A 12,828-nucleotide genomic window follows, 5' to 3' on the forward strand; every position below is an offset into this window, starting at 1 on the left:
CAATACCCTCTTCTCGGCTATACCCCATCGCCGCCACAGATCGCTGTGAAGGGCCGAGAGCAAGCACAATCCACACGACCTCCGCACAAGCTGCACAAAACCGCGACGCTTGAAGGGTATTATCCCGCAGAAACCGATGTCGGCAGCGAGCCGGCCGCAACAAGGACGGCGGCATGACGGAAACGTTTCGAAGATGCTGCGGCTTCAAATATCCGGTGCCGATCCGCATCCTGCACTGGCTACGTGCGGTCCTGATCCTGGGGTTGATCGCGTGCGGCTGGTACATGACCGGGCGCGCCGAAGATGATTCAACCGCCGGCATCTTGTATCCCAACCACAAGCAATTCGGGATCCTGGTCTGGCTGCTGGCGCTGATACATCTGACCCTGCGCTGGCGCTACCATGCCGTGCTGCCGCGTGCGCCGGAGGCCCTGAAACCTTGGGAGAAATGGCTCTCTCACGGAACCCACAGGCTGATCATCGCCTTGACGCTGCTTACGCCGCTGCTGGGCTACGCCATGTCAAGCAGCATCATCGGGGGCGACGGCGTGCCCTTTTTCTTCCTCTCGCATGTGCCTGAAGTCTTGCCCAAGAACGATACGGCATTCGCGGTGTTCCAGGCGCTGCACAAATATTGCGGCTATCTCCTGCTGGCCTGCATCGTTCTGCACATAGCGGGCACCATGAAGCATCGGCTGCAGGACAAGGACGGCGAGACCGACGTTCTCCCGCGCATGCTCTGAAATGCGCGGCGGTGCTCCCGCAGCGCTCCGACTATATATCTTGTGCGGCGGGGGAACGCCTCGTCTTCGCCAAGACCATCTCGAACAGCGCGCCGCCGCCGGGCGCGCTGCGGTAGCGAAGACTTCCGCCATGCGCCTCCACGATGGAGCGAACGACCGACAGGCCGAGCCCGTTGCCGCGCGGCTCCCCTGAGCGTAGCTGATCGCCGCGGACGAACGGATCGAAGACGCGGGTCGCCATCTCCGGCGAGAGCCCCGGGCCCTCGTCGGCAACGCTCAGCAGAATTTCGTCGTCGGTCTCGGCGAGGCGGATCGTGATCGTGCCCCGAACCGCATAGCGCCGCGCGTTGGTGACGAGCGCCAGCAGGCCCTGGCGAATGCGCGTCGGATCCGCCTCCACGGTCAAATCGGCCAAGTCGAGTTTCAGGCGGAAGCCGCCGGCATGCAGGTCATGCGCCATCAGCTCGGCCATCTGGTCGATTTCTCGCGCGAGACGGATCGGTTCGATGCGGAGATCCAGATGGCCGCTGTCGGCGAGCGTCACCGTCCGCAGGTCTTCGACCAGCCGGGCCAATCCGTCCACCTGGAGGATCAGCCCCCGCAGCGAGCGCTCGTCCGGCTCGAACATCCCATCGATGATGCCCTGCAGGCGTCCCTTCAGGATGGTCAGCGGGGTGCGCAACTCATGCGCGATGGTGGCATTCCAAAGGGCCATGTCGGCGGCCATGTCCTGTAGCCGCTGCGCCATCGTGTTGAAATCGTCGATTAGGGCCGCTGTCTCGCCAAGCCCCCGGTCTCCGGCCGATGCGCGGGCGGTCAGGTCACCTGCCGTTATCCGCCGTGCGCTCAGGGCAAGCGACTCAAGTGGCTGGAGGATCCGGCGTGCGAGACGCAGCGAAACCACGGCCGCGATCGGTAACGTGACGAGGATCACGATACCCAGGATACCAAGGTCGGTCGCCGTAAACCAGCTGTCCGCCGACTCCGGCGCGGGGTAGAAGGCAACGATCAAGCTGTAGAGGAAATAGGTTCCGAAAAAGACCAGCAGCCCGGCCGCCACGGTAATGGCCGACATGGCGATGAGGATCTGCCGGCTCAATCCGGTGCGCGGGTCCATCGCGTCAGGCCGACAGCCGGTAGCCTATGCCGCGCACCCCGGGCAGCAGGTCCGTGGCTCCCGCCTGTTCGAGCTTCCTGCGCAGCTTGCTGACGTGACTGTCCACCGTGCGGTCGAGCGCGTCGGAGTCAGGCAGGCACGCGTCGATCAGTTCGCCTCTTGTGAAGACCCTGGCCGGGCTGCGCGCCATGTGGGCGAGGATGCGGAATTCAGTCAGCGTCAGCGCAAGCCGTGTCGTCTCGTCACCGGCGCCGAAGCTCGCCTGGTAGGCGTCGAGGTCGATCGCGAGATCGCCCACCCGCAGGACGCCCGACGCAACCGCAAGGCCCGAGCGGCGAAGGACGGCCTTGGCGCGGGCGACGACCTCGATCGGGTTGAACGGTTTGACCACATAGTCGTCCGCCCCGATGCGCAGGCCCTGCAGCCGGTCGATGTCCTTGTCGAGCGCAGTGATCATGATAACGGGGGTGTTTCCCCGGCGCCGCAGTTCCGCCAAGACCTCCCATCCGTCGAGCCGGGGCATCGTGACGTCGAGAAGGACGAGGTCCGGCTTCAGCGCGAGGTGCAGGTCGAGAGCCGTGCGACCTTCGCGCGCTTGCACCGTCCGAAATCCCTCCCGCACGAGGTAGGCGTCCAGGATCGTTGAAATCTCGTCATCGTCTTCCGCTATCAGAACGAGGGCTGTCATCGCGTGCTCCGTTAACAAGGAATGCCATCCGGCGCGGCCTGCGTCGAGCGCCCCATGCCCGCCTCCATCAAATCGCAACATAACCTCCACACAGCGGCAACCCGGCGGACCGATAGACGCGCCGACGCCCGCAGCGACGGGGCCGCTTTCACGGATGACCCCACCGATGCGCATTCGCCCACCCCTGACATATGCGCTCGTCGCGGCCACGGCGCTGGTTCTCTGCGCCTGCACGGACGCGACGGAAAGCCCTCAGGCGGACAGCACGACCGCGAAAGCCGTGGCCCCCCCCTCCGCATCGCCGTCCTGACGGTACAGCCGCGCTGGGTGGTCGTCTACGACGAACTGCCCGGCCGCGTATCGGCCCTGAGAACCACCGAGATACGTCCCCAGGTCAACGGCATCGTGCAGAAGGTGCTCTTCACCGAAGGCTCCGAAGTGCCGTCCGGCCGGCCCCTGTTCCAGATCGATCCCGCGCCGTTCGCCGCCGACGTCGAAGCTGCTTCCGCGGTTCTGGCCCGGGCAGAGGCGGATCTCCTCAACGCGACCGTCAAGCATGAACGGGTCCAGGCGCTGGCTGAAGCGCGGACCGCGAGCGTCGCCGCACTCGGCGACGCGACAGCGACGCTGGCGCAGGCACGCGCGGGCGTCGCTGAGGCCAAGGCCAACCTGACGCGCCGCGAACTCGAACTGTCGCATTCGACTGTCCGAAGCCCTATCGCTGGGCGCATCGGGCAAGCGCTCGCCACCGAAGGTAGCCTCGCTTCCGTCGGCGCCGCGATGGCGCTCGCCGTTGTCCAGCAGATCGACCGCGTCTATGTCGATGTCCGGCAGCCCTCGATGCGTCGGGAGCAATTGGAAGAGACGGCCGACAGCAGCCGCAGTGAGGATGCCGGCGTGCTTCCGGTCGACATCCTGACGATCACCGGCAAGCCCTATGGGTTCCCGGGTAAGGTGCTCTATTCCGAGAGCACGGTAGATCCCGGCACCGGCAGCATCGCCATGCGCGTGGAGGTGCCCAACCCTGACCGGCAGTTACTGCCGGGCATGTATCTGCGCGTGAGGGTGCCCAGCGCCGTCTATCCCGATGCTTTGACCGTACCGCAACAGGCCGTACGTCGCGATGCCTCGGGGCGAGCCCAACTCACGGTCATCGCAAACGACAAGACGGCCAGCAGCCGCGACGTCGAATTGGGAGCGCTGGTCGATCGCCAGTATGTCATCCTGTCCGGACTGAAGGCCGGCGAGACCGTGGTCGTGCAGGGCCAAGATCGGACGGAAGCAGGCCAACCGCTGGAGCTCGTCCCCTACCTTCCTGCCTCTGCCAAGAGCGACAGCTGAGGAGACTGTGCGATGCCTCAGTTCTTCATAGAGCGACCGGTCTTCGCATGGGTCATCGCGATTTTCATCGTGCTGGCCGGTCTCGTCTCGCTCCCGCAGCTTCCGGTCTCGCGCTTTCCCGTCATCGCGCCACCGAGCGTCAACATCTACGCCACCTACACTGGGGCCAGCCCGCAGACGATAAACGACAGCGTCACGGCGCCGATCGAGCGCGAGCTGACCGCCGTGAAGAACGTCCTCTATTTCGAATCGTCGTCCGACTCAGCCGGCAACGCCAGCATAACCGTCACCTTCAAGCCCGGCACCGACCCGGAACTCGCCCAGATCGATGTCCAGAACCGGCTGAAGGCCGTCGAGCAGCGCCTGCCCGAGCCCGTCCGGCGCTCCGGCCTTTCCGTGGAGGGCGTCACGTCCGGGTTCCTGATGATCGTCTCTATGCGCTCCGAAGGCGGCAAAGCCGATTCGATTGCGCTGGAAGACTATCTGGTGCGCGGACTCGCCCCGGAGCTCAAGCGCGTGCCGGGCGTCGGGCGCGTCCAGTCCTTCGGCTCGGAGGCGGCCATGCGCGTTTGGGTCGATCCGGCCCGGCTCGTTTCCTACGCTGTCTCGATGGCCGAGATCACGCAGGCCATCCAGGCCCAGAACCTCCAGGTGGCGCCCGGCCGCCTCGGCGTGGCGCCCGCGGTGGCCGGCCAGATGATCAGCGTGCCGCTCGGCCTCGACGGGCAGTTGAAGACGCCCGAGGAGTTCGCCGCCATCGTCCTGCATTCAAATCCGGACGGTTCGAAGCTGACGCTCGGCGACGTGGCCAAGATCCAGATCGGCCCGCAGACGATCGGATTCTCGATCTTCGACGGCGGAAAGCCGGCCACCGCCGCGGCTATCCAGCTCGCCCCCGGCGCCAACGCCGTCTCGACCTCGGAAGGTGTCAAGGCGCGCCTTGCCGAGCTCGCGCCCTCGATGCCGAAGGGCGTGACCTATGCCGTTTCCTACGACACGGCGCCCTTCGTGAAGCTCTCCATCTCGAAGGTGGTGCAGACGCTCGCCGAGGCTATGGTGCTGGTGTTCCTGATCATGCTCCTTTTCCTCCAGAGCATTCGCTACACGCTGATCCCGGCCATCGTCGCGCCGATCGCGCTGCTCGGCACCTTCGCGGTGATGTGGGCAATCGGTTATTCGATCAACGTCCTGACGATGTTCGGCATGGTGCTTGCTATAGGAATCATCGTCGACGATGCGATCGTCGTGGTGGAAAACGTCGAACGGCTCATGGCGACCGAGGGCCTTTCGCCACGCGAGGCCACCCGCCGCGCCATGCGTGAGATCACGGGAGCCGTCGTCGGCATCACGCTGGTCCTCACGGCCGTGTTCCTGCCCATGGGTCTCGCAGGCGGCTCGGTCGGCGCCATCTACCGCCAGTTCACGGTCTCGCTCGCAGTTTCGATCCTGTTTTCCGCTTTCCTGGCCCTCAGCCTGACGCCCGCGCTTTGCGCCACGATCCTGAAGCCGGCATCGCCTCATCATCAGCGCAAGGGCTTCTTTGCCTGGTTCAACCGTAGCTTCGAAAGGCTGACGCGACGCTATACGTCATGGGTCGGCTGGCTCGTGAGGCGGGCCGGACGCGTCATGCTGGTCTACGGCGCCCTCGTCGGCGCGGTGGCGCTGGGCTACGGCACGCTGCCGACCGCATTCGTACCGGACGAGGATCAGGGCACGTTCATGACCTCCTTCACACTGCCGGCCGACGCAACCTCCGAGCGAACCCAGGCGCTCGTCGAGCGCTTCGACCGTCACGCCGCGACGCGTCCCGACATAGCCAACAACTTGTCAATCATGGGCTTCGGCTTTTCCGGCTCGGGACCCAACGCCGCGATGTCCTTCACGACGCTGCGAGACTTTGATGCGCGCAGCGGAAGCACCGACGAGGAAATCGCGGCGGCCGAACAGGCGATGCGGGAGACGACGGAAGGCGAGGTTCTCGTCATGAAGCCAGCGGCCATCGAGGAACTGGGCACGACATCCGGCGTCTCGCTCCGCCTCGTCGACCGCGCCGGGCGCGACGCGGCGGCGTTGCGGGACGCGGCAGAGAAGCTGATCGCGCTCGCCGGGCAAAGCAAGCTCGTGCGCAACGTGCGCGTGGACGGCCTGCCCAACGGGCCAAGCGTCAACCTGCGCGTCGACCGCCAGAAGGCCGGCGCGCTCGGGGTTTCCTTCTCGGCCATCAGCGACGTGCTCGCCTCCACCATGGGGTCGACCTACGTGAACGATTTTCCGCGCGCGGGAATCCTGCAGCAGGTCATCGTGCAGGCGCAGGCAAAGGACCGCATGCAGGTCGAGGACGTGCTGAAACTCGCTGTGCGCAACGACAAGGGCGGGATGGTTCCCCTGTCCGAGGTGGTGACGCCGCAATGGTCCGTCGGGCCGCTGCAGCTCAATCGCTACAACGGCTATCCCTCGCTCAGCATCTCAGGAGACGCCGCGCCCGGCGTGTCGAGCGGCAGCGCGATGGGCGAGATCGAGCGAGTCGCTGCGCAACTTCCCGCCGGCTTCGCCGTGGAATGGACCGGGCAGTCCCTCCAGGAGCGTCAGTCCGGCGCGCAGGCGCCGCTGCTGGTCGCGTTCTCCTTCCTCGTCGTTTTCCTGGTGCTGGCCGCCCTCTACGAGAGTTGGGCCATTCCGCTCTCGGTCATGCTGGTTGTGCCGCTCGGCATCCTGGGGACAGTCGCGGCGGTGCATCTGCGCGGCTTCGAGAACGACGTGTTCTTCAAGGTCGGACTGATCACCCTGATCGGCCTGTCGGCCAAGAACGCGGTGCTGATCGTGGAGTTCGCCCGCAAGCTGCACGAGGATGGACGATCGCTCCGTGACGCGGCCGTCGAAGCGGCCCGGCTGCGGCTGCGCCCGATCGTCATGACCTCGCTCGCCTTTACGCTCGGCATCGTGCCGCTGGTGATCGCCAAGGGGCCAAGCTCCGAAACGCAGAACGCCCTTGGCACGGGCCTGTTCGGTGGAATGATCTCGAGCACCGTGCTTGCCGTACTCTTCGTGCCCGTGTTCTTCGTCCTGATCATGCGACGGGCAGGCCGAAAGGCGCCGGTTGAAGGCGGAGCTGGAGGGGCTACGGTCAAGACATAGGTCTCCGGGGCTCGATCAGCCGAACGCGGGCGCCGGTTATTGCCTCAATCTGGAGAATTTTCATGGCAACCTCGCCGAACGAAAGCCGTGTCACGCTCGACATCGCCAGAAAAGCCGACCTGTCCCGTTTTCGAAAGGATCTGCAGGAAGCCTTCGCAATCGCCGCCCTCAAGGCGTTCGGGTCGGCCAGCGACGGACTGGTTCCGTCCAACGAAGACGTGGCCGCTTCCTTCGAGGCGCCGAACGCCGTGGTGCACCGCATCCTGGAGGACGAGCGGTGGGTCGGCGGCGCCGTCGTGTCGATCGATGCCAAGACCCAGCATAACTCGCTCGACTTCTTCTTCGTCCGCGCCGGCGAGATCGGCCGGGGCCTCGGCCGCAAGGCGTGGACCGCGATCGAGAAGCACTATTCCGCCACCAAGGTCTGGACGACCCACACGCCGTATTTCGAGAAGCGCAACATCCACTTCTATGTCAACATCTGCGGGTTCAGCATCGTGGAATACTACAACCCGCGCCACCCGGACCCGCATCATCCCGGTGGCCCGGGCCTGCCGGGTGACGACGGGATGTTCCGCTTCGAGAAGCGCATGTGATCCAATGAGATCGAGCCAGAAATCCAGCGCACCCATTGGTTACGTCCGCTTTCCGGATAGCGATTGAACGGATTGAAAGTCTGAAATTAGGGCGCAAAGCTGCCGGTCGCTTCACCGCGGCAAGCTTCTCTCCAGATCATGCCTCTCACGAATTTGCTTTCGCTTAGGCACAGAAACCCAGTTTGACCGCTTCCTCCACGAAGGTGATAGGCCACCTCTCAGTGAGAGCGTAGAATAGCCCTATCAATTACACCTGGGTTCCCGGTGCGCCCCCCGCGCGTGCGCAACCGCAAGCAAGTCGGGTGCCCGGCCCTTAGAACTTCACACTCAAATCCGCACGCACGCCGTGGTCGCTGACCTTGGAGCCGAGTTCGCCGTGATAGGTAATCCCTAGCGTTGCGCGTGGCGCGACGGTGAAGTCGAGCCCCGCTTCGATGACGGCTGCGTCCTTCGCGATCGGTGCACCGACGATCTGGAACGCATTGGAGCCGGTGAAGGCTTGGTTGACCGTTGGCGTGATATCGCCATAGGCGTGGCGCCAGCCGATCGTGCCGTGCACCGCCGCCTTCGTCGTGCCGAGTTCGAAGTCGGTCGAGGCACGAAGCCCAAGCGTTGCGAAGGTGTTGTCGTTGGAGCCGCTCCACACGGTGAGTGCCGATGTCCCACCCGTTTCGGTGAGGCTGTTGGTGTGGACGTTGACGTAAGCCAGGTTGGCGAAGGGCTCGAAGGCGATGCCGCCAGCCTTCATGCTGTAGCCGAGTTCGCCGAAGACCTGCGTGGTGCCGGCGCGATAGCCGCCTGCGAGGCCGTCTGTGAAGCCGGGGAACGAGACCTGCCGGCTGCTATCGATCTCACTCCACGTATAGGCAAGGCCGGAACGGAAAGAGAGTGCACCGAGTTGTGTGCCGCCGTAGAGACCAAGATGGTAGTTGCCTATCGAAGCCGATGACCTGCGATCATCGATCTTCAGCGACGAATGGCTGTAGCCGGCGAGGAAACCAAGCCGGACATCGTCGGTGATCAGGCCATCGACGCCGGTGACAAAACCACCGGTCGAGCGCGACAGACTGGCGGCATTGCCGTCGCCGCCGAAATGGCCCCACGAGCCCAATACCGAGCCCCAGGCGCCATAACGTTCGAAAGAAGCCGAAGCCGTGGCGATCTCCTTGGCGTCATCACCATAACCCAGCAGCGGCTGGGCGCCGACCGTCTCGAAAGCAGCACGCAGGCGATCGTTGATGGCTTCGCGCGTGAAGCGACTGTCTTCGATCAGGGCCGTCACCGTCGAAGCGTGGATTTCGCCCGACAGCCCATCGAAGGCCAACCGCGCTTCCTCGATCGAGAGCGGCAGCAGTTTGTTGTAAAGCGCAAGCGACTGGCCACTCTGCCGAAGCCTGTCGAGCGCAGCTGCGGTCTGGTGACGATTGAAAGTATTGGCGGCCTTCTCGAACACCGGTCCTGTTGGTTTGGCGCCCTTGACGACGATCTTCAGATCGACCGCATTCTTTCCCTGAGCGAGCGTCGCATCCAGAAATGCCGAGCGCGAAAGCACGGCCGGCTCGAAACCACCGGCGATACCGCCGCCTGCCGTCAGGATCGTGTAACTCTGGCCGTCTTGATAGCTTGTCGCGGCATCCAGTGCCGTTACGGCCACCTTGGCGCCGTCGACCGTCGCCTTGCCTTTTGCGGCAATGCGATCGCTCGTCCCATTGCCTGCGACTTCCACTTCATAAATTGCCCCCGCTGCCAGGGAGACATCGCCGGCCACGTTGAGCGTGCCGATCGAATTGCCTGGCGCGATGGTGCTGCCAGCCGCAACGGTGAGCTCACTTATGGTGCCTTTGCCTTGCAGGCGGGCTCCGGGCATCACACGGATCGAACCGCCGAGCGAACCGTCCACCGACAGGATGCCTTTGGCAATCGATGTCGACCCGACGAAACCGGAACTGTCACCGGCAAGCTTCAATGTGCCAGATCCGGTCTTGGTCAGGTTGCCGGTACCAGAAATCGCTCCTGAATAGAGGGCGTCAACCTGTTCGTCGAAGGTGACACCGGCACCGGCGCCGATCATGACATTGCCACCGAAGCGACTTGCTGTGGTCGACAGCTTTCCCTTTTCGACCGACCAATCCAGGGCGGACGTGCCCGTCAGCATCAGCTCGCCAGCACCCCGCTTGATCATGATGCCCCGGTTGCCGTTGAGCGCGCCGATGTCGCCGGCAAAGGTCCCGTCCGAAACCTGGTCGAACACCATCGTTGCAGCATTGCCGATCCGCCCGGAGATTGTTGAGGCGTTACCTGTCAGCGAGCCTGCTTCGACAAACGTGTTGCCGTAGGCATTGCCGCCATTGCTGAGCTTCAGTGTGCCCGCGCCAGCCTTGATCAGATCACCGCCGCCGGACACTGCGCCCGACAGGCTGAGCAAGGTGTTTGCGGCAACATCGAAGCGACCGCTCGAACCGAGTGTTACCGCGCGACCCGTGTCGAAACTGCCGGTGGTGTTCAACGTGCCGCCGTGGAAAGCGAGACCACCCGACAGATCGCCCAGATTGGCATCGGCCGAAACCGAAAGCGTGCCCGCGTCCATGACGGTACCGCCGCGGTAACTGTTGATGCCGGACAACACCACCGTTCCCGCACCCTGTTGCCTGAGCTTGCCGCTGCCAGAGATGGCCCCGTTCATTGCCAGCGTGCCGGAACGATAAAAGGCAAGGGTACCTTCGTTGACGATATCTCCGGCGATCGAACCCCGGCCGCCCTCACCGACCTGCAGCGTGCCGGCGGCAATCGTCGTACCGCCACTATAGGTGTTCTCGCCCGCCAGGATGAGCGTGCCAGCGCCTGTCTTGGTCAGCGCTTTCCCATCCCAACCCGTGACAGGATTTGCCGTCCGGTCAGCGAGATCAGCCCCGACGGTGAAGCTGTTCGCAGCGTCGGCCAGGGTGAAAGTGCCGTGCGCCAGGTTGTTGTTGGCAGTCCAGCTCAGATCGTAGCTGGCCAGATACTGCTTGCCATCGGCAGACTTCCGCGTGTTCACGGTCATATAATCGACCGTGCCGCTGAAACCGCCAACGCTGATCGTGGCGAAGTCGCCCTGAATGACTGAGTTGCTGTCGATCAGTACCTGGTTAGCACCGCTCCGATCGCCGATCCCACTGAGGTTGAAGTTGACATCCGCCCCAATCTTGAGGCCTCCGGTCTTCAGCAGTGGCTGGCCGGCGCCGGCCCTTGTCGACAGCACAGCTGTGTCGCCAAGCTCGACCCGCCCGCCGATGTCGAAGCTGCCTGGTGTTTCGAAAGATACAGCAGCACCGCCGACAACAGTGATGGAACCGCTAAGGCTGGTGCCGCCGCGGGCGCCGTCGCCGAACCGCAAGGTGCCGCCCGCCACGACGGTGTCACCGGTATAGCCGGTGCCCCCGGTGAGGGTCAGCGTGCCGGCGCCCGATTTGGTGAGGCTACCGCCCGAAGACGCCAAATCCGCCGCCCAGCTGACGTTCTGGCCATTGGTGTCGACGCTGTATTGTTGCCCGGCGGCGGTCGAGAGCCGGCTCGAATAATCAGTCTGATTGGCGGCGCTGTATTGCAGCGTGCCGCCCGTAAAGCTGAGGGCACCTGTTGTCCCGAGCGCCCCGGCGCTTCCGGCAGTGAGCGTGCCGGCCGCGAAGGTGGTACTGCCGGTGTAGGTATTCGTGCCCGTCAGCACCAGCCTGCCCTCGCCGACCTTGACGAGGCTGCCGGCGGCTGTGGTGTCGTGGATGATGTTGCCAAGCGTTACGCTAGGGGGAGCCATCGTACCGGCATCGATGGCGAGGCTTCCCGTGACACCGATGTTGCCATCGATCGTTCCCGTGCTGCCGAGCCTCAGACTGTTGGCGCCGCCGGTGAAGCTTATCGCGTCTGCCTGCACGGCGCCGGCGCCGCCGAGGTTCGAATATCCGCCGGCGATCATGCCGTCATTGATGATGGTGATGCTGCTGCCGACGATACCGACGCCGCCGGCCCCACCGGACGCGCCATTGCCACCCTTGATCGTGGTACCCGCCAGCGTGGATACCGTATTGTTGACGGCGCCATTGAAATCGATGCCGTTACCGCCGCGCCCGGAAGCACCATTGCCGCGACCGCCAATGCCGCCTGCGCCACCATTGCCACCAATGACCGATCCGGCGGCCAGGTTGAGCGTCGATCCGGCCGATCCGAAATAGATACCGCCGCCGCCGTCGCCACCGCTACCACTGGAGCCGCCGCTGTTTCGGTCGCCGTAGCCGGTTCCGCCGGTGCCGCCATTACCGCCCTTGACCGTACCGAATACATTCAGGTTCAGCGCGCCTCCAGTCGCGCCAACACCGTAACCGCCCGAGCCACCACCGCCACCGGCCCCGGAGTTGTTGTAGAAGGTCGTGCCGCCGGTACCGCCGTTGCCACCGGTTGCGGTGATTGTCGTCTGCATGCCGGCCGCGGAGAACCGAATTCCGTTTCCGCCGCCACCACCACCACCGCCGCCGCCATAGTTGGCGCTGCCACCGTCGCCGCCGTTTGCGCCGATCGGGCTGCCGCTATTGCCATCGGTGCCAGCCGTCCCGCCGCTACCTGTGTTGGAGCCACCCTTGCCGCCTGCAGCGCCCGCGCCGCCGCCGCCGCCACCGCCCCGATAATATATCGAGTCTCCGCCCGCCGCTCCCGCAACCCCGAACGTCTGGCCGGCGCCTCCATAGCTGTCGTGATTGCCATCGCCGCCACGACCACCCGTCGATTGCGCGACAGCGTCGGTCGCGATCATCCCTACGGTGAAAAGAGCGGTGCAGACGAGCAGGCCTCGACGCCATGCATGGTTTGCAAACACCTTGGCACGCATTACGGAAGGCCGGGACGGCCCCTCGCGCAGGCCTTCCGTTGATGAGTGAAAACGCTCGAAAGCCTTCACGACGCGCGAAGCTGAAGTGATCCCGTCAGAAAGAATATGCAATTTTACCCACCCAAGCAGACGCCGCGATGGCGGCGTCATCCCCATTTCCGGGTGCTTGAAAACATAAGTTCCGCGGAGATGTCAGCAGCCAGGCACAGCCTGTTCGCCGCTTGAGACGCTTGATCAAATTTTTCGCGAAAATTTAAACATCCGGGGGCGCGACGAGATACGGAACTGAGGCATCCTGCCGCCTACAACACGTCGGTCGCAGCAGCTTGCTTCATCCCCTCCTGTCGCGG

At 64.4% G+C, this 12,828-nt stretch carries 7 protein-coding genes; 4 read left to right on the forward strand and 3 right to left on the reverse strand.

The annotated features are described in order from the left end of the window. The first annotated feature begins 215 nt into the window (after window positions 1-215). Window positions 216-743 (forward strand): cytochrome b, encoded by a 528-nt coding sequence (locus tag AC3WTO_RS28050; RefSeq protein ID WP_492464206.1) that lies wholly within the window; start codon window positions 216-218, stop codon window positions 741-743. 31 nt (window positions 744-774) lie between these two features. Here AC3WTO_RS28050 and AC3WTO_RS28055 read toward each other — a convergent pair whose 3' ends face one another. Further along, the gene (locus AC3WTO_RS28055; RefSeq protein ID WP_492464205.1) at window positions 775-1,860 is read right to left on the reverse strand and encodes an ATP-binding protein; all 1,086 of its coding nucleotides are present in this window, start codon (window positions 1,858-1,860) and stop codon (window positions 775-777) included. A gap of 4 nt (window positions 1,861-1,864) precedes the next feature. After that, window positions 1,865-2,548, reverse strand: a complete 684-nt coding sequence (locus AC3WTO_RS28060; RefSeq protein WP_492464204.1) for a response regulator — start codon at window positions 2,546-2,548, stop codon at window positions 1,865-1,867. 327 nt (window positions 2,549-2,875) lie between these two features. Here AC3WTO_RS28060 and AC3WTO_RS28065 point away from each other — a divergent pair, with 327 nt between their 5' ends. The 3 genes from AC3WTO_RS28065 (at window position 2,876) to AC3WTO_RS28075 (ending at window position 7,620) form a co-directional block, all read left to right on the forward strand. Beyond that, window positions 2,876-3,889 (forward strand): efflux RND transporter periplasmic adaptor subunit, encoded by a 1,014-nt coding sequence (locus AC3WTO_RS28065; RefSeq protein ID WP_492464203.1) that lies wholly within the window; start codon window positions 2,876-2,878, stop codon window positions 3,887-3,889. Between the two features lie 12 nt (window positions 3,890-3,901). Beyond that, entirely contained in the window at window positions 3,902-7,024 is a 3,123-nt protein-coding gene (locus AC3WTO_RS28070; RefSeq protein WP_492464202.1) for a multidrug efflux RND transporter permease subunit, read from the forward strand. Window positions 7,025-7,086: 62 nt separating this feature from the next. Further along, window positions 7,087-7,620 carry a GNAT family N-acetyltransferase gene (locus AC3WTO_RS28075; RefSeq protein ID WP_492464201.1) on the forward strand — a complete coding sequence of 178 codons (534 nt, stop codon included), beginning with the start codon at window positions 7,087-7,089 and terminating at the stop codon, window positions 7,618-7,620. Between the two features lie 313 nt (window positions 7,621-7,933). Here AC3WTO_RS28075 and AC3WTO_RS28080 read toward each other — a convergent pair whose 3' ends face one another. Next, complete coding sequence (locus AC3WTO_RS28080) at window positions 7,934-12,403, reverse strand: autotransporter domain-containing protein (protein ID WP_492464200.1); 4,470 nt, start codon at window positions 12,401-12,403, stop codon at window positions 7,934-7,936. Between the last annotated feature and the right edge of the window lie 425 nt (window positions 12,404-12,828).

The organism is Mesorhizobium sp. EU05-FHT14A09 (genome assembly GCF_058790995.1).

Coding starts and splice junctions, on each gene's coding strand:
- AC3WTO_RS28055 (WP_492464205.1), bottom strand. CDS start 1,860: ATGGACCCGCGCACCGGATTGAGCCGGCAGATCCTCATCGCCATGTCG.
- AC3WTO_RS28060 (WP_492464204.1), bottom strand. CDS start 2,548: ATGACAGCCCTCGTTCTGATAGCGGAAGACGATGACGAGATTTCAACG.
- AC3WTO_RS28070 (WP_492464202.1), top strand. CDS start 3,902: ATGCCTCAGTTCTTCATAGAGCGACCGGTCTTCGCATGGGTCATCGCG.
- AC3WTO_RS28075 (WP_492464201.1), top strand. CDS start 7,087: ATGGCAACCTCGCCGAACGAAAGCCGTGTCACGCTCGACATCGCCAGA.
- AC3WTO_RS28080 (WP_492464200.1), bottom strand. CDS start 12,403: ATGATCGCGACCGACGCTGTCGCGCAATCGACGGGTGGTCGTGGCGGC.